General features: G+C 69.5%; 13 protein-coding genes. 7 read left to right on the top strand and 6 right to left on the bottom strand.

Annotation, left to right across the window (positions count from 1 at the left end; all coding sequences use genetic code 11):
• Positions 1–6: 6 nt before the first annotated feature.
• The 7 genes from H9638_RS04325 to H9638_RS04295 all read left to right on the top strand — a co-directional run bounded on the left by H9638_RS04325 (position 7) and on the right by H9638_RS04295 (position 10,125).
• Entirely contained in the window at positions 7–1,341 is a 1,335-nt protein-coding gene (locus H9638_RS04325) for a DUF58 domain-containing protein (RefSeq protein WP_318241778.1), read from the top strand.
• Entirely contained in the window at positions 1,338–3,809 is a 2,472-nt protein-coding gene (locus H9638_RS04320; protein ID WP_191745980.1) for a transglutaminase-like domain-containing protein, read from the top strand. The genes H9638_RS04325 and H9638_RS04320 overlap by 4 nt, the downstream gene beginning before the upstream one ends.
• A 144-nt stretch (positions 3,810–3,953) precedes the next feature.
• Positions 3,954–4,838 (top strand): PP2C family protein-serine/threonine phosphatase, encoded by an 885-nt coding sequence (locus tag H9638_RS04315; RefSeq protein ID WP_191745979.1) that lies wholly within the window; start codon positions 3,954–3,956, stop codon positions 4,836–4,838.
• Positions 4,838–6,337 carry an FHA domain-containing protein gene (locus tag H9638_RS04310; RefSeq protein WP_191745978.1) on the top strand — a complete coding sequence of 500 codons (1,500 nt, stop codon included), beginning with the start codon at positions 4,838–4,840 and terminating at the stop codon, positions 6,335–6,337. The genes H9638_RS04315 and H9638_RS04310 overlap by 1 nt, the downstream gene beginning before the upstream one ends.
• Complete coding sequence (locus H9638_RS04305; RefSeq protein ID WP_191745977.1) at positions 6,334–8,013, top strand: serine/threonine-protein kinase; 1,680 nt, start codon at positions 6,334–6,336, stop codon at positions 8,011–8,013. Before H9638_RS04310 ends, H9638_RS04305 begins: the two co-directional genes overlap by 4 nt.
• Positions 8,014–8,175: 162 nt before the next feature.
• Complete coding sequence (locus H9638_RS04300) at positions 8,176–8,880, top strand: FHA domain-containing protein (RefSeq protein WP_191746334.1); 705 nt, start codon at positions 8,176–8,178, stop codon at positions 8,878–8,880.
• A gap of 66 nt (positions 8,881–8,946) precedes the next feature.
• The gene (locus H9638_RS04295; protein WP_191745976.1) at positions 8,947–10,125 is read left to right on the top strand and encodes an RDD family protein; all 1,179 of its coding nucleotides are present in this window, start codon (positions 8,947–8,949) and stop codon (positions 10,123–10,125) included.
• A 1,014-nt stretch (positions 10,126–11,139) separates the two neighbouring features.
• Here H9638_RS04295 and H9638_RS04290 read toward each other — a convergent pair.
• Genes H9638_RS04290 through H9638_RS04265 form a run of 6 tightly spaced genes read right to left on the bottom strand, consistent with a single transcriptional unit; the run spans position 11,140 to position 19,352 of the window.
• Entirely contained in the window at positions 11,140–12,195 is a 1,056-nt protein-coding gene (locus H9638_RS04290; protein WP_191745975.1) for a DUF6177 family protein, read from the bottom strand.
• Positions 12,195–12,608, bottom strand: coding sequence for a hypothetical protein (locus H9638_RS04285; RefSeq protein WP_191745974.1), 414 nt, complete (start codon positions 12,606–12,608; stop codon positions 12,195–12,197). Before H9638_RS04285 ends, H9638_RS04290 begins: the two co-directional genes overlap by 1 nt.
• The gene (eccCa, locus tag H9638_RS04280) at positions 12,605–16,624 is read right to left on the bottom strand and encodes a type VII secretion protein EccCa (protein ID WP_191745973.1); all 4,020 of its coding nucleotides are present in this window, start codon (positions 16,622–16,624) and stop codon (positions 12,605–12,607) included. The genes H9638_RS04285 and eccCa overlap by 4 nt, the downstream gene beginning before the upstream one ends.
• Complete coding sequence (locus tag H9638_RS04275) at positions 16,621–17,673, bottom strand: P-loop NTPase family protein (RefSeq protein WP_191745972.1); 1,053 nt, start codon at positions 17,671–17,673, stop codon at positions 16,621–16,623. Before H9638_RS04275 ends, eccCa begins: the two co-directional genes overlap by 4 nt.
• Positions 17,674–19,038, bottom strand: coding sequence for a type VII secretion integral membrane protein EccD (eccD, locus tag H9638_RS04270; protein WP_191745971.1), 1,365 nt, complete (start codon positions 19,036–19,038; stop codon positions 17,674–17,676).
• A complete protein-coding gene (locus H9638_RS04265) occupies positions 19,014–19,352 on the bottom strand; it encodes a hypothetical protein (protein WP_191745970.1) in 339 nt (112 codons plus the stop codon). The genes eccD and H9638_RS04265 overlap by 25 nt, the downstream gene beginning before the upstream one ends.
• Positions 19,353–19,424: the final 72 nt, after the last annotated feature.

Below are 19,424 nucleotides of genomic sequence, written 5' to 3'. Positions count from 1 at the left end.
CTTACCGTGCCACTCCTTCGTTCCTCCACCGCGCGCCTGCGCGCCGCCGCCGACACTGCGCGGGCGGCGCTGCCCAGTGCTCCTGCCGCACGCCTGCGCGCCGCCGCCGGCACTGCCGGCGGGCCCTGGACCCGGGCCGTCCGGCAGCGTCTGGGTACGGCAGCCGGGCAGGTGAGCCGCGCCGTATCCACCGTCTCGGGCAGCGTCTCCTCCCTGGGCTGGACCGTGGCCGGGCTGGCACTGGCGTGTTGGCTGGCCGGGGGAGTGCTGGGCTGGCGGGAACTGCTGATCGCAGCGGCCCTGCTGACCCTGGTGCTGGCTGCTGCCGCCGGCTTTATCATCGGCCGCCAGGCCTATGAAGTGCGCCTGGACCTGGCCCGCACCCGCGTGGCCGTGGGGGACGCCGCCGTCGGATCCCTGACCGTCAGCAACCCCGGCGGCCGTCTGCTGCTGCCGGCCACGCTGGAACTGCCGGTCGGTGCGGCCACCGCCGTTTTTGAACTGCCGCGCATGGCGCCGGGCGCCGAACACGAGGAACTCTTCCGGATTCCGACGCAGAAACGCGCAGTGATCGTGGTGGGGCCGGTGGAATCCGTCCGCCAGGATCCGTTTTCCCTTTTGGGACGGCGGCTGGTCTGGACCGATCCGGTGGACCTGTTCGTCCACCCCCGGACCGTGAACCTGCAGGGAACCGCGACCGGCTTCATCAAGGACCTCGAAGGCCTGCCCACCCGGGAACTCTCCACCGCGGACGTGGCCTTCCACGCCCTGCGCGAATATGTTCCCGGTGACGACCGGCGGCACATCCACTGGAAGACCACCGCACGCACCGGCACCCTGATGGTCCGGCAGTTCGAGGAGACCCGCCGTTCCCACCTGGCCGTGGCCCTGTCCACCAACCTGGCTGACTATTCCTCCGAGCAGGATTTCGAGCTGGCGGTCTCCGTGGCGGGGTCGCTGGGACTGCAGGCCATCCGTGAACAGCGGGACCTCACCGTGCTGACCCAGGACGGAACGCTGCGCAGCGGCAGCGGGCGGATCCTGCTGGATGAACTGACCCGGGTGGCGGGCGCCGAACGGCGGCAGGGTACCCGCGAACTCGCGGCCCTGACAGCTGATGCCGTGCCCAACGCCTCGGTGGTCATATTGGTGACCGGCACTGCCGTGAGCGCGTCGGTACTGCGGTCCGCGGCAGCTGCCATCGCCCCGGGCATCCGCTGCCTCGCCGTGCGCTGCGCCGAGGGCGAGCAGCCTGGACGCCGGGAGATCGCCGATCTGACGGTCCTGTCCTGCGGCGACCTTGACGGCCTCCCGGCGCTGGTACGGAAGGGAACCGCATGAGCGTCGACGCCCCCCGCCGGGACCGCGCCCGCCAAACCGGTCCAAAGGTTCCCGCCCCAACCCTGCTGGGACCGGCCCTGCTGCGGCCAGGACTGGAAGCCGCCGCGCTGGCCCTGCTCCTCCTGGCCGGGCTGCTGGGCTTCGGGCCCACCTTCGGCTCCGATCCGCGCTACCTCGTGGCCGGGATCGGGGGCATTGTGCTGGGCCTGCTGCTGGCTGGCGCGTCCACCCTGCGCGGCTGGGGAGCCTGGACAACGGCCGGAGCGGCAGCAGGAACCTACCTGGTGCTCGGTTCGGCACTGGCGGCTCCGGTGGAGTCCGCCGGAGGGGTGCTGCCCACCTTCGCTTCCCTGCGCGTGCTGGTTTTCGGCGTGGTGTTCGCCTGGAAGGACCTGCTGACCGTCGCTGCTCCGGTGGGCACGGCCGGCGGGATGCTGGTGGTTCCGCTCCTGCTCAGTCTGGCCTGCGCGCTGGCTGCCGGACTGCTGTGCTGGCGGGTCCGCCGGCCGTACTGGCCAGCCGTGCCGGTGCTGGCACTGTTCGCCGCCGGCATCGCCTTCGGCACCAAGCAGGCCCCGCTGCCCGGGTTCCGGGCGATCCTGCTCGCCGCCGGGCTCCTGGCCTTCCTGGCCTACCGCCGCCGGTCCGCGCAGCGCCGCGCGGCAACGGGAGGTGCTGTCGGAGCGGAGGCGGCCGCCGGCGCCGCGGGATCGATCGTCCTGGACAGTGCACCGGCACGGGCAGCCCGGATCCGGCGGACAGCGTACGGCGCCGCGGTTCTGGCCGGTGCGGCCGCTTTATCGCTGGTTGCCGCTCCGCTGCTCGGGGTGGACGCGGAGCGCAGGGTGCTGCGCGACGCCGTCGAACCTCCCGTTGATCTGTTCAACTACCCCAGTCCGCTCACCGACTTCCGGCGCTACGTCAAAGACAACGCGGATACTCCGCTGTTCACCGTGGAAGGACTGCCCCAGGGCCAGCGGGTCCGGCTCGCGGCCATGGACGCTTACGACGGCGTGGTCTATGACGTGAGTACGCAGTCGGAGGGCGGATATGCCCGGGTGGGGGATGCCGGAACGCTCGGCGGTGCCCCGGATTCTGCGCGGGGCACCGAGGCTACCCTGAGGTTCTCCCTGAGCGGTTACAACGGTGTGTGGCTGCCGGCCGGCGGCGAGGTCCAGGCGCTGCGCACCACCGGTGACCGCGGGCAGGACATCGCCGGCGGCCTGTATTACGACGCCGGGTCCGCCACGCTGCTGACCGCCGCCGGGGTGGGTGAGGGCGACACCTATGAAACCCGGGTGCTGTTCCCCGAGGAGTACGACGACGCGCAGCTGGCTCAGTACGGTTTTGCCGACTCGGTGCAGCCGCGGCTGCAGGGCGAGCCGCCGATCATTGGTGCCAAAGCCACCGAATATGCGGGGGAGGAGACCACTCCTATCCAGCGGGTGCGGCGGCTGCAGCAGATCCTCGCCACGGAGGGGTACTTCAGCAACGGCAAGGACGGGGAGACCCCGTCCCTTCCCGGCCACGGTGCCGCCCGGATGGTGCGCCTGCTTGATGCCGAGCAGATGGTCGGGGATGACGAGCAGTACGCCGTGGCCATGGCGCTGATGGCCCGGAAGCTGGGCATTCCCGCCCGGGTGGTGATGGGTTTCTACCCGGACTGGGAAGACCTCGGCACGGCGCCGGAGAAGATTGAGATCACCGGCGACGATGTGCATGCCTGGGTCGAGATCGAATTCGACCGGGTGGGCTGGGTGCCGTTCTTCCCCACCCCGGACGAGGACAATGAACCGGTCCCGCCGCAGCAGCAGCCCAAATCCACGCCGAAACCGCAGGTCCTGCAGCCGCCCCCGCCGCCGCAGGAACCGGCTGAACTCCCGCCGGACACTGCCGCCGACCCACAGGACGCGGAGCAGAAGGAGGATGATCTCTGGCAGACCGTCTCGGGGCTGCTGCGGGTGCTGGCCGTGGCGTCCCTGCCCCTGGTGGTGCTGTTCGGTCCGCTCCTGGTGATCCTGCTGCTCAAGCGGCGGCGGAGGAAACGACGGCGGAACACCGGAGGACCCGCACAGCGTGTGGCCGGCGGCTGGCGAGAGGTGCTCAGTTCCGCCGCGGACCACGGTGTCCTGCTGACCGGACGGCAAACCCGCAGGGAGGATGCCGCCGTGCTGGGCAAGGCGTTCCCTTCCGAAGCGGAAACCACCTCCGTCCTGGCCCGCCGGGCGGATGCCGGAGTCTTCGGTCCCGGGGACCCTGCCGAAGAAGAAGTCCAGGCGTACTGGAGCGAGGTGGAAAAGCTGCGTGCCCAGCTGGACGGTTCTGTGGGCTTCTGGCAGCGCCAGCGGGCCAGGTACTCGCTGCGCTCCCTCCGGCTGGACCGGCGAACCGATCGGCGCCGCGCCGGCCGCCGGGAAGACCGGCCCGGCCCCGGCCGGCCGCGCGGGACACGGGCTGCTGGGAAGTGACCCAGCCGGCGCGCAGGTTTTTCCGCCCTGACCCGGCGCCGCAGCACTGCTGATGAGGGGACGGTCCGTTAGGGTAATGGGTGAGAAGGTTAGGCACATCACTACAGCCGCATCATGACAGTGCAGCTTCCGGATAGGGCGTGAATGAACTCCGACGAAACGACAGCTGAGGCGTTGGAACTCCAGGCGGTCTTCGGCTATGCCTCTGACCGCGGCCTGAGACGTGAACTGAATGAGGATTCGCTGATCGCCGCGGATCCGATCTTCGCCGTCGCAGACGGTATGGGCGGACACGAAGCGGGCGAGGTTGCCAGCAGCATCTGCGTGCGGACCCTGGGCGACTCCCGGATCGTCGGAGAGCACCTGCCTGAGGTTCCGGCCGCCGAGGTGGAGGAACTGCTGGCCAAAGCGGACCGCCAGATCCGTGAGGAAACCGGCGGACGTGCCGGTACCACCCTGACCGGGGCAGTGCTGGTCCAGGAAGATTCCCAGCCCTACTGGCTGGTCTTCAACGTGGGAGACTCCCGTACCTACCGGCTGTCCCGCGGTGTCCTGGAGCAGGTCACGGTGGATCACAGTGAGGTCCAAGAACTCGTGGACCTCGGCCAGATCACCCCGGATGAGGCACTGATCCATCCACGCCGCCACGTGGTGACCCGTGCACTGGGCACGGGCAATGACACCAGCGCGGATTTCTGGCTCATTCCGGTGGAACCCGGTGACCGGCTGCTGGTCTGCTCCGACGGATTGACCGGCGAAGTCAGCGACGGCCACATCTTCCAGATTCTCTCCGCCGTACCCAATCCGCAGGACGCCTGTGCGGCGCTGGTCCAGGCTGCACTGCGCGCCGGCGGCCGGGACAACGTGACAGTGCTGGTGATTGACGCCGAATCCGGAGCCAGCAACCCGGACTCCGGGGCGATCACGCTGCCCGGACTGGCCACACGGGAACCACTGGCGGCGGATGCCTCCGGACCGGTGACGCCCGAGCCTGCACCGGCCCCGGAAACGGCTGAAAACGGCCGGTGATGGAAGGCCTGCGGTACCGCCCCGGGGCCTGGATTGCCCTGGCACGGAATTCCCGCCTTGTGCTGCTGCCTCCGGACAGCGGACAAGCCCGGGTGGATGACGTCTGGGATGCCCTGTCCGGCGATGCGTCGCTGGACGCCGTCTTCGAAGCCATTACCGGGGGGATGGCCGGTTCGTTGAGCCAGTTGCCGCCCTTTGGACTGGTGTCCGTGGACGGCCGGGCTCACGTACTGCTGCGCGGACCGCTGGAACTTACCAGCGCTGACGGCAACACCGCGGTCTCCGGGCAGCACCTGCGCACCTGGAGCGAGCAGGTCCTGCCCGCTGCCGGGCACGCGGTCCTGAAGGTCACCGATACAGCGGACGACGCCGGTAACCCGCTGCCTGGCCCGCCGCTGCTGCTGACGCTGCGGGACGGTATGGCCAGCGTTTCGCAGCTCGAGATCGACCTCGGCGCCGCCCGCAGCGGTTCTGCGGCGGCTCCCACTGCCCCCGCAGCTGTGCCCCCGGCACCCCCGGCTGCTCCGTCAGCCGTGCCCCCGGAAGCCGCGCCCCGCCAAGCGCCAGCTGCCGCCGTACCCCCGGCCGTTCCCGCCGGCACGTCATCCGCCGCCGCGGCCGCTGTTCCGCCCGCGGCTGTTCCGCCCACCGCTGAGGTCCCGCTGCGAACCGGGGAATCGAACCAGGCCGCACCGCGTTCCGCTGCCCCTGACCTGAGCGATGCCGTGCCGTGGCTCAAACTCACGCCTCCGCCTGTGTCCTCGGCAGACGTGCCGCTGGCGGGCTCCCGGGCAGCCGCGGATGAGGGCGAGCCGACGGAAACCCTGCCTCCGGTTTCCGATGACCATGACGGTGACACGATCATGGGGTTCAAGCCCCAGCCCGGCACCGCGCTGCCTGGAACCCCGCAGCCGGACAACACCAACGCCGATGAGGCAGAGGACACTGCAACCATCCGCTCGTCACCGGCTGGAACAGCTGTGTCCGGCGCTGGCGTGTCCTCTCCGGCCGGGCCCGGAAAAGCCCCTGCAACCGACACCGGCCAAACAGTCCTGGCCCGGAAGTGCCCCAACGGGCATGTGAACCCACCGACGGCAGCCACCTGCCCGGCCTGCGGGGCAGTAATTACAGGTGTTCCCCGGCCGGCACCGCGGCCGAGCCTGGGGACCATGCGGCTGTCCACGGGCCCGGTGTACGAACTCGACCGCAACGTCATCATCGGCAGGCAGCCCTCCGCTTCGCGGGTCCAGGGATCGGAGCTGCCCAGGATGGTCCAGGTGCCGAGTGAAAGCGGCGACATTTCCCGATCGCATGCCGAAATCCGGCTGGAGGGCTGGCACGTGATGCTCCGGGACCTGTTTTCCACCAACGGAACGGTGCTGATCCGGGAAGGGCAGCTGCCCCGCCGCCTCGCGCAGGGCGAAGCTGCGATTCTATTGGACGGCGACACAGCCGAGCTGGGTGACAACGTCTCGATCCGCTTCGAGGGACTGGCATGAAGAAACGGCCACCCGCTCCGCCGCCCCGGATTCCCGGGTTCCGGTTCCTGGAGCATCTGGGATCGGGCGGCTTCGCTGACGTCTACCTCTATGAACAGGACAGGCCCCGCCGGCGGGTAGCAGTCAAGGTCCTGCTCTCCGACCTGCGCACCGAAGCGTCCCGGGCCAGTTTCGAGGCTGAAGCCAACCTGATGGCCCAGCTGTCCAGCCACCCCTATATCGTCACCATCTACGAGGCTGACATCACCGCGGAAGGCCGCTCCTACCTGGCCATGGAGTACTGCTCCCGGCCCAGCCTGGATGCCCGGTACCGGCAGGGAGGGCTGCCGCTCTCCGAGGTCCTCGCGGTTGGAATCCAGGTGGCATCCGCCGTCGAAACCGCGCACCGGGCCGGGATTGCGCACCGCGATATCAAACCCGCCAACATCCTGACCACTGATTACAACCGGCCGGCCCTCACCGACTTCGGGATCTCCGGCACCATGGACGCCGAAGACGACGAACACCTGGGGATGTCCATCCCCTGGTCACCGCCCGAAGCCCTCACCGGCGCCCGCGTCGACGGGGTCCGGGCGGACATCTACGCCCTCGGCGCCACGCTTTACACCCTGCTTGCCGGGCGCTCGCCGTTTATGCGGCCGGGCCGGGGCAACACCCAGCGGGACCTGCTGGACCGGATCATCTCTGAGCCGCTCCGGCCAACCGGGCGCAGCGACGTGCCCGAGTCGCTGGAGCTGGCGCTCGCCACGGCCATGGCCAAGTCCGCAGATTCCCGGTACTCGTCCGCCTACGCCTTCGCCCTGGCACTGCAGCGCACCCAAACTGAACTGAACCTCGCTGTTACGGAGTTCGCCGTCTTGGAGGACTCCGGGCGGCAAACCCCGGCGGAGGATGAGGACGAGGACAAGACCCGGGTACGACGCGTCGTTTCAATCGACCCGTCCGCCACAACGTTCCCGCCCACCCTCAGGGGCGCCCAGCATCTGCTCGCCGGGCCTGATGCCCGGCCGGAGACCGGCAAAACCGGAGGGAATACCGGGGGAGGACTCCTGCCGGAGGAATGGCCGCAGGGTACTGTTCTGCGGCCCACTGCCCCGGAAGCCGGGACCCTGACATCCGGGAAGCAGGGACGGTCCGAACCTGCTGCCGGGCTGGCCTCGAATGGTCCAACACCGTTACCAGCACCGGGAAGCCCGGCGCCGGAGGCGGCCCAGCGTGCCGGAGATCCGGCGCTGGAGTCCCCGACGCCGGAGGCAACGGCCCTGCGCCGCCGCCGCAGCCGCGTACTGGCCGGCGCCGCCGTCGTTGTTGTCCTGGCGATAGTGCTGCTGGCGGTTTTCCTCCCGCGCGGCGATGCTCCGCGGCAAGCCGCACCGGCACCCACCCAGCCGCCGTCGAACGCCCTGGGCGGACTCGACGGAGCGGTAGCGCCGCCCTCCGGCCTTCGCGGAACGCAGGAGGCCGGAGAAACCGTGTTCACCTGGACCAACCCGGAGCCGCAGGAAGGCGACATCTACCTGTGGCGCAGCGTCACCGCCACCAGCCAGGGGGAACTGGTCCGGACCGCGGAACCGCAGGCAGTCCTTCCAGCGGCCGGCGGACAAGCCTGCATCGAGGTCCAGGTGGCGCGTTCCAACGGACGCGCCTCTGAACCGGTGGCGGCCTGCACCGGCTAGGCGATTATGGTCCCTGCCGCGGGACGCTTCCGGATGGGACATAATAAGCCTGATGAGCAGCCGGGACACCGCTGTTCCGTAAGCCGGCACCCGACCGCAGCGGGCGCCGGACCGGCAGCTGCCGGACCAATGCCGGAGAAATATTAAATGAGGAGAAGGATCTTGGGGGATCTTGCGATCGACTTCAGTGGGGAATGGCACGAACCCGATGACGGAACGGTGTTCCGGATCGGACGTGAAGGGGATCTGGCGATCGATGACAATCCCTACCTCCACCGGCAGTTCCTGACGATTTCCCAGGAGCATGCGATCTGGTGGCTGACGAACATTGGCAGCCGCATCTCCGCGACCATTTCCGATTCCACCGGGGGCATGCAGGCCTGGGTGGCTCCCGGCGCCAGGATCCCATTGGTCTTCGAGCAGACCAGGGTCATCTTCACCGCAGGTCCCACCACCTATGAATTCGACGTCCACCTCAAGACCCCCGCCTTCCGCCAGGACCCCCTGGACGGCTCCGGATCGGGGGAAACAACTATTGGCCCGGTAATTTTCACCGAGTCGCAGCGGGCGGTGATCGTGGCACTGGCTGAGCCCTTGCTGCGGCGCGACGGTACTGGCTACAGTGCCCTGCCGACATCGGCCGACGCCGCCGCCCGGCTGGGCTGGTCCCAGACCCGGTTCAACCGCAAGCTGGACAACGTGTGCGAGAAGCTGGACCGGGTCGGCGTGGCCGGGCTGCGGGGCGGACCCGGGAAGCTGGCGGTGAACCGCCGTGCCCGCCTGGTGGAGCACGCCGTGACATCCCAGCTGGTGACGGCCGCAGATCTTGAACTGCTCGACCAGATGAGCGGTGAACCCGAAGGCTAGCGGCCCGGGGACGGCTCCAGCGCCCGGCGGCAGCGGCAATCCATACAGCTAGGAACGAAGAAGGTAATGGCAACAAACCCGAATCTTGTGAACGCTACTGCCGGGCAGCGGCTGGCTGCCCGTGCCGTGGACAGTGTTCCCCTTCTGGTCCTGGCGTTAGTTGTCCTGAGGGTCCCGGGCCAGCTGGCCCTGATCTTCTGCGGGGTGGGGGCAGCCGCTTATCTCCTGTGGACCTGGCTCTGGGAAGCAGGCAGCGGCCAGACCCCGGGCAACCGGCTGCTGAGCCTCCGGACCGTGAACGAGGACGGCCAGGCACCGGGCCTTCCTGCTGTCCTGGTGCGTAACCTGCTGCTGCTCGTTTCCGCGGCCACGGTGGTGGGCCCCTGGATCCTGACCGTTTCCAATCTGTGGGATCACCCTCACCGGAGGCAGGGCTGGCATGACAAAGCCGCCCGCACCCTGATGGTGGATATCCGGGCCGGCAGGGATCCGCTGGTTACCGGCGGGCGCTGGATTCACGGTGCGCCCGGGCCGGAGCAGCCGGACGCTTCGGTACCCGCGGCGGCTGCTGCTTACGCCCCGGCTTCGGTTCGGTCGGCAGCAGCTCCAGCTGCCCCGGCAGATGATCTTGCCGCGCGCATCGGGGCAGGCTTTCCTGCGCCGGAGCGTACGGGGTGGGTGCCGGCAGCCGAGGTACCGGCGGGTCCAGTGCCGATCAGCAGCGTTCCGGGCGCACCTGTCCGTCCAGCGGCGGAACCTGCGGCGGCTTCTGCGGCAGCACCTGGTGCTGCCCCCGGATCTGCACCTTCCCCGGCTCCGGCGCTGGGAGCTCCTGCCGCAGCAGCCGGACCTGCACCGGACCAGGGTGATGAGGAGGACGACGTCGAAATGACCCGGGTGGTCTCCCGTCCGCGAAGCACCGGCCGCCTGCTGACATTCGACGACGGCGCGACGGTACGTGTCGCTGGGACCGCACTGCTGGGACGCAATCCGGCGGCAGCGATTGGGGAGAGCGCCGACCAGCTGATCGACTTCGCCGATATGGGACGGTCGGTCTCCAAAACCCATCTGCACCTGCAGGCGGACGGCGTCTCCGGGCTATGGGTTACGGACCGGAACTCCACCAACGGCAGCTCGGTCGTGGCTCCGGACGGCCGCCACGTCGCCTTGGAAGCGCACAGCCCGGTGCTCGCTCCCACCGGCAGCACAGTCTACTTCGGGGACCGCCACTTCACCATCGCCTGACAACTTCGGAGCGGTGTGCCGCGTGCCCGGCACCGGTGCCGGGCCCTGTGGCGGGGTTCTGCGGCTGAGCTCCCTGAGCCGGGCCCTGCGGCTGGGCTCCCTGAGCCGGACCCCGTGGCTGGGCTCCCTGAGCCGGACCCTGAGCCGCATCTGGGGCCGCCGAATTCACTCCGACTTGGGACTTTTCGGCAGGTTAGTGGCACGGTTTCCTCCGATTTGGGACATTCCCGCCGCTTTGGGACTTTCCTGCGCGGCGCCATGGCAGGGAAGTCCCCTGGCGTTCGATTTGTCGCAAAGCGGAGGGATTTCGCCCGAATTAGGGGTTGGTGGTGCCCGGTTTTCCCAGCCAGCGTTACGCAGGAGGCCTGTGTGGTCCCATGAGTGCACTTTCGCCACGAACCGTGGGCAGGATTGCACGAGTCCCCGACAGACCCGGGTTCTCGGCGGTCTGCGGCGACGGTTTCCTCCGATTTGGGACATTCCCGCCGCATTGGGACTTTCCTGCGCGGCGCCATGGCAGGGAAGTCCCCTGGCGTTCGATTTGTCCCAAAGAGGAGGGATTTCGCCCGAACTAGGCGTCGGTGGTGCCCGGTTTTCCCAGCCGGCGTTACGCAAGAGGCCTGTGTGGTCCCATGAGTGCACTTTCCTCACAAATTGTGGGAATCTTGGGCTTGCAAAGGCCCTACACCCGGCACGCCGATGGGTGGCACGCCGAAGAGATCGCCCTGGACGCGGTTGGTGGGACCCGGCGGCTCCGACTCGGACACGAACCTGCCCCGACCTCGACCAGCCCCGCTACGCTCCCGGCCCCGACTCGGACACGAAGCTGCCCCGACCGCGACCAGCCCCGCTACGCTCCCGGTCCACCCGCTCCCGCACCGACCCGGACCCGCCCGCACCGCGCACCCGAGTCCGAGCCGACCCGAACCTGACCCGCACGACCCCATACCGCCCCGGACCAGCCCAGCCCAGCCCACCCCCGGACCCGGCAGTCCCTGCCCGGAACCCACCGGGTTACGCCGGACGTCCTTCCGGGGTCCCGCCCAGTTCCAGAGCCAGCCGCGCGTAGGCTTCCAGCGGATGCGGCTCGCCCGGAACGGGTTCCAGGGTGTACCGCACGCCCAGGGACTGTGCCGGAGCAGTGCCCAGGAGCCGGGCACGGGGCCCGGCCAGAGCCAGCGCCGACTGCGCCGGCGTGGCCGAATGCGCCGAGGCAGCCGACTGCGTTGACATTCCGGCCAGCGACTCGGGACCAAACAGGGCGCAGCCGGGGACAGCAGTGCCGGTGAACCGGGCCGGCCGGGCCAGCGAGGTGTAGCCCAGCCCGTAGGCCAGGACTGCACTGCGGGCGCGGGCAGTGTGCATTGCCGCCAGGAAAGCATCGAGCGCAGCCTCTACCAGTGGAGCTTCCGCCTCGGCCAGGAGCTCCAGGCTTTCCAGCACACCGGAACGGGTGCGCTCCACGGTGACGACGGCGACCGAACCGGCAGCCTGCCCCGGGGCGCCGGGCCTGCCAGGAGCAGCGCCGAGGACCACCAGCCGAGTGCTGCGCGGGGAACGGCTATGGCAGAACCCGGAGAAAGCGGCTTCGTCCCAGATTTCGCTGACCGGTTCGTAGAGTCCCCAGCCGACGGGCGCCGACCCCGTCACCGCTTCGAAGACCCGCGCGGTGAAGGAACCGGCGCGGGTGGTGTGGGAGGCCGGATGGAACACGCTGGCCCGGACATGAAGATACGCGCTCTGGAGGCGTTCCGCGGAGAGGAAGTCATCGGCCACGGCGTCGCCGGGACGTAGACCGTCCCCGTCCCATGCCTGGGCCCGGCCGGTAACCGCGTCAAAGAATCCGCCGTCAGCGCCGGTTGCCATCCAGGCTGCTGTCTGGCCGTCCAGCAGGGCGGACAACGGCAGGGTGATCGACGATGTGGAGGGCGTCAGCACCACGAAGCGCCGTCCGGCTTCCACCGCGCCGGCGTAGGCGCGGGTGAGCCACGGACTCAGGCCCACCACCGGCTGGTCGCAGAACACCATGGCCGTGGCCGGGGTCAGGAAATCGTAGGCGGAATCGTGCATCAGGAACGTACTCCATCCGGAAGGAGGACCACGCCGGTGGTGCGGCGGGCAATGGCTTGGGTGAGCGCGTCGGCCAGCGGGCCGCCGTCGGGCGCTCCACCCGCGGCGTACACATCCAGCCACCAGAGCGGCTCCGCGGATCCGGTTCCTTCGGCGGTGAAGAACGCCGGGATTCCGGAGCCGGCGGGAGCGCTGACCTCGGAGCCGCGGTGCAGGCGCAGGATCTCGCCGGGCACCTGGATCCGCCGCGGAAGCTCGATCAACAGCTGCACCCGGCCGCCGTCGATAATTTCGATCACCTGGCCCTCAGCGGCCTCCCGCATGCTCTTCTCCGGCAGCGTCTCCAGCAGCGCCTCAACTACCAGCCTTTGGTCCGGCTCCTGAACGCTGATGATTGTCCATCGGATGCTCACTGTCCGCTCCCTACAGATGCTGCCGCAGTAGAAGTGTCCGCCGGATCGTTGAGGAACAGCTGCAGCATCTGCACCGGGCGGCCGGGCTGGATGAGCTGGGCACGGCCCGGTGGCAGGGTGCGGGCCCGGACTCCGTTGATCAGCGCGCCCTCGGTGCGGTCGCCGGAGAGGATCAGGGTGGCGCTGCCGGAGTCGCGCAGGGCGGTGAAGAACGATTCGTACATACCGCGGCTGGCTCCGCGCACGCGGCGGGACAGGACGGCGTGGAGACCGATTTCCGGTGCCAGCGGCAGGTACGGGGTCAGCCGGGACAGCGGCGAGGACCCGCCGGCAGTCAGGACGTCGTAGTCGTCGATAATGAGCACGACGCGCGGGGCGGCGGCCACTTCCTCCGGTGTCGCGGCGACGCGCTTTTCCAGTTCAGCGGCGACGGCGCCGGCCAGTTTCTCGGCCAGCGCGGCGCTGGTGGCGTAACCGCCCAGATAATCGTCCGCCACTTCGCCGGTGAGCGCGCGCCGCGGGTCAAAGACCGCGAAGACGATCTCTTCAGCGCTGTGCTGGGCAGCCAGCGTCCGGATCAGAGTCTTCAGGACATTGGACTTGCCGGAGCTGTCGTCGCCCATCACCACCAAGTGATTTTCCCGGCCCTGCAGGTCCAGGGTCTCGGTGCCCAGATCCGTCTCCCGCAGGCCCAGCGGAACCAGCCCGGGGAAGGCAGGTACGGCGCCGGGATCGGCGGGAGCAACGGCGGGCAGCACACGCACGGCCATAGCCCGGCCGTCGGTGGAAGCGGCGACGGCGGCCACCAGGTCGCGGGTGCCCTGGACCGCGGAGCCGTCGTCCGGGTTGCCGTCGATCCGGGGGAGGGCCAGGTGTCCCTGCAGCTTCCGGTCGGTCAGGGCCCGCCCGGGAGTGCCGGGGCTGAGCGCTTCGGCGAGTTTGCGGCCGTGCGCTGATTCGCCGGGATCAGCCAGCCGCAGTTCGATACGGTTCCCGAAGAAACTCTGCTGCGCAATCCGGATCTCATTCATCCGGGAGCAGGTGACCACCACGTGGATGCCGTACCCGCCGCCGCGGCTGATCAGGGCGTGGACGGACTTCTCGATGTCCTCGAACTCGTCCGAGAGCTGTCCGTAGCCATCCAGCACCAGGACGATGTCAGCGCTGGGCAGTTCCGGAATGCGGCCCTGGGCGCACAGGCTGCGCAGGGTGGCCAGGGAATCGATCTGGTATTTCTCGAAGATCCGTTCCCGATGGGTGAGCATTCCCAGGATTTCATCGACCGTCCGGCGGATAACTTCCCGGTTGGTGCGCACCGCGACGCCGCCGACGTGTGGCAGGCCTTCCAGCGGCAGCAGGGAGCTGCCCAGCAGATCGACGGCGTAGATGCCAACTTCGGACGGCGAATGCGTCAGGGCCAGGGAGGTGGTGATGGTCCGCAGCGCGGTGCTCTTGCCCGTGGACGGGCCGCCGACGATTGCCGCGTTCCCGCCGTTGGCGGCGAGGTCCAGGGTCCAGATGCCCTGCCACTGTTTGGCCGGGTCATCGAGCAGGCCAATCGGAAGGGAGAGGTTGCCGCCGGAGTTCAGCCGCAGGCCCTGGCTGGTGGTCAGCACTCCGCCGGCAGCGGTGTCCAGCGCCAGCCCGCGGGGCAGCGGCGGCAGCCAGATCGGGTCCACGGCACGGGGGAAACGGGACAGGGTCTGCATCAGCGTGGAAAGCACCGTGGGACCGGTGGTCCGTTTCGAGGACGACGTCGATGCGGCGCCGGGTGCCGCGGCCTGGGCCTGGGCGGCGTCGTCCAGTACGGCCGCGTAGCGCGGCACGGGAAGTACCGGCGGCGCGTCGTCGTCGTCTTCCGGGGCGGGCGCGGCAGCGTCCTCCAGCGGACCGGAAACGTAACCGGCCTTGAACCGGGTGTAAGTGGTGGTATCCACCTTGAGATACCCGAAGCCGGGAACCGGGGGCAGGTGGAAGGCATCCGGGGTGTCCAGTACCGTGCGGGATTCGGACTCGGAGAGGGTGCGCAGGCCGATCCGGTAGGAGAGGTAGGTGTCCAGGCCGCGGAGCTTGCCGCCTTCGATGCGCTGGCTGGAGAGGAGCAGATGCACACCGATGGAGCGTCCGATCCGGCCGATCGAGAGGAACAGTTCGATGAAGTCCGGGCGGGCGGTGAGCAGCTCGCCGAACTCATCGATGATGACCACCAGGTGCGGCAGCGGCGCAACGTCTTCGCCCTGGGCCATGCGGTGCTGACGGTGCAGCTGGTAATCGGTGATGTTGGCCAGGTTGCCGGCGTCCTTGAGGACTTCCTGCCGGCGCTGGATTTCGCCGGACAGGCTGGCGTAGACCCGTTCGATCAAGCTGACGTCGTCGGAGAGGTTGGTGATGACGCCGGTGACCTGCGGCGCGTCGGCGAACGGCGCGAACGTGGCGCCGCCCTTGTAGTCGACCAGCACCATGGCCAGCAGCTCCGGAGGATGGGTAGCCAGCAGGCCGACCACCAGGGAGCGCAGCATCTCGGATTTACCCGAGCCTGTGGCGCCGACGCAGAGGCCGTGCGGCCCGTGGCCGAACTGCGCGGATTCCTTCAGGTCCAGGAGTGCCGGCCGGCCGCGGTCGTCGGCGCCGAGCGGTACCCGGAGGAAGTCCACTTCGCTGCGCGGCTGCCAGAGCCGGCGGATATCGGCCTCGTCCAGGGCCGGCGAGAGCCCGAGCATCCCGAGGAAGCCTTCGGAGCTGCCGGCGGTGTCGTGCTCCAGGGAATCGGGGGAGAGACGCAGCGGTGCCAGGGACCTCGCCAGCGCCTCGGCCAGAGCCGGCGGCAGCGGATCCAGCGTGCCTTCTTCCACCCGCGGTTCCACCGGGTCCACCCGGTAATTTTCCAGCCGGAAGCCGGTGGCCGTTTCGGAGATGCGGACCGCCACCTCGCCGGGTTCCTGGCCGCGTTCGGCGGCGAGGTGCAGCGTGGTGATGCCGAGCTGGCCGGAGGAGGACTGCCGGTCCGGGAGGGGCAGCTCGGCAGGAAGCTGGCCGTAGCTGTCCGAGACCACCAGCAGCCGCGGCAGCGCGGTGCCGATCCCGCCGCGCAGGAAATTCTTGCGGGATTCAGCGGCCAGGCTGGAACGGCTGGTCAGGTCCTGCTGCAGCAGATCGGCCAGGGTGTCCATGTCCGGAGCCAGCCGGCGCAGCGGACCGGTGCGGTGCGTGGATCCCTGGTCGGCCAGGTGCGGCAGCCAGGTGGCCCATTCCCAGTCCCCGCGTGCCTGCCCGCCAGCCGCGACGGCCAGGTGCAGGTCTTCTGGTGAATGGAAGGCGCTGCTTTGGAGCAGCAGGAGCCGGGCCACCTGCAGCACAAAGGCCCGGGAACCGACCACGCTGACGTTGCCGGCGCCGTCGAGCGGAACCGTAAGGGGAAGGTCCGGGCTGGCTTCGTAGCGGCGCTTGAGGATCTCGAGTTCGGTGGCCATAAACGTGTCATTCCGGGCCAGCGCAGAACCGGCATCCATGACCGTGATTTCCCGGTGCCGGCGGGTGCCGGAACCCAAGCGGGTGTGCAAAAAGTCCTCGTTGTGGCGGCGGCGTTCCCAGATGCGGTGGGTGTTGCGGATGATGTCGAACAGGGCATCCGGCGGAGGATTGGCTGCCCGTGCCACGGTGGCGGCTTCCTGCTCCTCCAGCCGCAGCGTCCGGCGGGAGCGTTCCAGATATTCGAGGTAGTTTTCCCGCTGTTCGCGCCGTGCCCGTCCCTGCTTGCCGCGCTGGCTGACCATCATCACGATTGAGGCGAGGATGGTCACGATCATCATCAGGGCCCCGACGGCGGCCAGCGGGGAGCCACGGAACAGCATCATCACGGTCATGGACACGCCGGCGCCGAGCAGCGGCACCAGCGACATCATGTTCATCCCGCCCTTGCCGCCCTCGATCTGCGGCGGCGCGTCCAGGGTGAACGCCTCCATGCTGCGGGCAGGCGGGGTGGTCCGGGCGGGCCGGTGCAGCAGCTTGACGCTCATGCGCGTGCCCTGCGGCCAGTTCCGGACCCGGTGTCCGCCCGGCGGGCTGCCGCGGGCCGGGCCGGCATCCCCGGTGCAGCCGAGGCCGCGGAGAGAACATGGGCGGCAAGCTGGGTGCCCTGCAGCCGGGCTGCCCGTGAAAGCAGGCGGGGCTGGATTTCGACGCCGGCAGCCAGGTGGGCGTCGTAGCCCAGGACGGCGGTATCCACACCGCTGCGGCTCAGCCGCCGGGCCTCGGCGGCCAGGTTGAACGGGCTGCGGGGCGAGGTGCGGGTGAGCAGCACCAGCAGTGGAACTCCCGTTAGCGCCGGATCGCGGCGCCACAGCTCCGCGGCGAGGGCGGCGTCGTCGAGCCCTGCCACGCTGGCCGGGGTCACGTACAGCGCCAGATGCGCCTCCTGCAGCGCCCACCGGACCTGGTCCCGCTGCCCGGTCAGCCCGCCCAGCCCGGGAGGGCAGTCAAACAGGGTGACCGGACAGTAGCGGGAAAGGACGCGGGAGAGGTGCAGGGCGTCGTCGTCCGTTGCGGTTTGCGTTCCGGGAAACGCACGGCGTCCGGTGACCAGCAGGTTCTCCGGCCCGGGGGAGGTGACGAAGCCGCGCAGATCCGCGAGGGAACCGGGGATGGTGCGCCCCAGGCGGGCCGCGGCGGCGTCCAGCGGCGGGGCCTCCGGTGCGCCGAGCCGCAGGGCCAGCGTCCCGGCTTCGGTCAGGTCGACGGCCGCGGCGGCGTCCGCCCGCAGCGAGGCGAAGGTGCGGGCCAGCAGGGCGGCCGCCGTGGTGCGCCCGGCACCGCCGCGGGAACCGATGACTGCGATCCGGCGGCCGGTGGTGACCGGCTGCTGCACCCCGGCTGCGGCTTCGGCGAGGGACTGCGGGTAATCGTCGCCGCGGAACATGTCGGCAGCCTGCTGGAAAACGCGGCGTGCCGGTCCTTCAGCGGGGCGGGTCCGCAGGGTGCGCCGCAGCCGCTGGGGCGTGGACTCAAAGCCGTCCGGCGAGACGGGGGCCGGGGCGCCGAAGCCGGCGCCGGGATCGGTGGAAGTCATCTAGAAGCTCTCCAGCAGTTGCGCGAATATCCCGAACATGCCGGCTGCCAGCGGTACCGAGGCCAGGATCGCCAGGGTTTCCAGCCGCTTTGCCGCCAGCCGGAACCGTGCCTGGGTATGATCCGGAATTTCCAGGGCCAGGGCCAGCCAGAGCGCTGCCGCGATGAGCAGCACACCGGCCCCCGGAACCCAGGGGGTGGCTGCGAAGTACCGGCTGGCGCCGATGACCAAAGCGGCCAGGCCGACGGCGGTGGTTCCGTACAGCGCCAGGCGCTCCGGTGCCAGCGGGAAGGACCGGGCACGCAGGAAAACGGCCAGGGCCAGCACCGCCAGAAGCGGAAGCGACCAGACCTGGAATTCGGTGTCGGTGCCCAGGATCCACAGGCCAACGGCCACCGATGCCGCAGCGGCAGCGGTGCCGGCGACCAGTCCGCCATGAGCGGCGGCAACCGCGGACAGTGCGTCCACACGGGTGACCTGCCCGCCCTTGGCCCGCTGGTCATCCAGCGCCGCCAGGCCGGAGGCGGACAGAGCCAGTCCCGGCAGCAGGCCCAGCAGCAGCACACCGGCGATCGAGGCGAGGGCGGCTGCGTGGACCGGGGAGGGGGCCACGGCCACCGCGCCCACCCAGACGGCTGTGGCCAGTCCCAGGACCAGTGCCCCGGTATACATGGCCTTGGGCCGCCGGTTCGCGGCACCCAGTGAAAGCAGGATGAGGGCGGAAACCGCTGCGAACAGCAGTCCGGCGTACCCGTAGCCGTCCTGGCCGCCGGGGCCCTGTCCGTCCGCGCCGATGAGACCGGCGACGTGCAGTGCAGCACCGGTTCCGGCCAGCCAGCCGGCGCCAAGGACTGCCGGGCCCACGGCAGAGGCCGGAGCGCGCCGCCCCAGGAGGATTCCGGTCCCCGCGGCCAGCACCGAGAGGGCGGTCAGGAGCCACCACGCCGAGTGTGGTGCCAGCGCGTGGGTGAGCAGTTCCGCTCCGGCCCAGAGGCTAAAGGCAGCGAACACCCCGCCGGTGGCGTCCTTCCACCGCCGGTTCCAGCGGCCGGAGACCTCTTCGGTCTCCGAAACCACCAGATCGGTGACGTCATAGACAATCGGAGCCGGGGGAGCGGAGGACGCGCTGCACAGCTGCAGGGAAGAGCCGTCCAGGATTTCCGCTTCGTCCAGGGTGTGCTCGGGGGACAGCTCCCGGCCGTCGGCAGCCACCAGAACCTTCGCTGCCACGTCCGTCTGGGGAACGTCTTCCAGCAGGTCAAGGACCTGCGGCATCAGCCCGGCCACCGGCTGGTCGGAGGGCAGCAGCAGATCTAGATGCCGCTGCTGACCAACAAGTGTCACCCGTGTATAGGCATGCGCCATGACGGCCAGGCTCCTGTCTCGATGCTTAGATGGGGATCGGATTCAAGCGCCGCTTCGGCGCCGTAAGTTAACGCGCTGCCCTGCTGCTGTTCAGCCTGCTTGGCCCGGTTCTGTTCCAGCAGATTGGTGACAAACGAATACCCAACGCACACGGCAGCTATGAGCGCGGCCAAGGCGATGCTGAAGAGGAAGAGCTTGACGGTGTCTGCCCAGCGCCGCTCGTTGGGATTCGAGCCGTAAAGCAGGGCGGTCAAAAGCCGGTTCCGGCGTACCGTGACGGACTCGATGAGCTGATTGTCGTAGTCGCTCGCCACAGCGTCCCCCTTCCCCCGATAACAAGTACGCTACATATCCTTACATGGTCCGGGGACTATCCCGGGAAGGTG

The sequence above is a fragment of the Arthrobacter pullicola genome (assembly GCF_014836875.1).
GTDB classification, from domain to species: domain Bacteria; phylum Actinomycetota; class Actinomycetes; order Actinomycetales; family Micrococcaceae; genus Arthrobacter_B; species Arthrobacter_B pullicola.
This window is presented reverse-complemented; position numbering and strand designations above follow the sequence as displayed.

Bases quoted from the DNA above. Each gene is read 5' to 3' on its own strand.
- H9638_RS04320 (WP_191745980.1), top strand. From the start codon at position 1,338: ATGAGCGTCGACGCCCCCCGCCGGGACCGCGCCCGCCAAACCGGTCCA.
- H9638_RS04315 (WP_191745979.1), top strand. From the start codon at position 3,954: ATGAACTCCGACGAAACGACAGCTGAGGCGTTGGAACTCCAGGCGGTC.
- H9638_RS04310 (WP_191745978.1), top strand. From the start codon at position 4,838: ATGGAAGGCCTGCGGTACCGCCCCGGGGCCTGGATTGCCCTGGCACGG.
- H9638_RS04305 (WP_191745977.1), top strand. From the start codon at position 6,334: ATGAAGAAACGGCCACCCGCTCCGCCGCCCCGGATTCCCGGGTTCCGG.
- H9638_RS04295 (WP_191745976.1), top strand. From the start codon at position 8,947: ATGGCAACAAACCCGAATCTTGTGAACGCTACTGCCGGGCAGCGGCTG.
- H9638_RS04290 (WP_191745975.1), bottom strand. From the start codon at position 12,195: ATGCACGATTCCGCCTACGATTTCCTGACCCCGGCCACGGCCATGGTG.
- eccCa (WP_191745973.1), bottom strand. From the start codon at position 16,624: ATGAGCGTCAAGCTGCTGCACCGGCCCGCCCGGACCACCCCGCCTGCC.
- H9638_RS04275 (WP_191745972.1), bottom strand. From the start codon at position 17,673: ATGACTTCCACCGATCCCGGCGCCGGCTTCGGCGCCCCGGCCCCCGTC.
- eccD (WP_191745971.1), bottom strand. From the start codon at position 19,038: ATGGCGCATGCCTATACACGGGTGACACTTGTTGGTCAGCAGCGGCAT.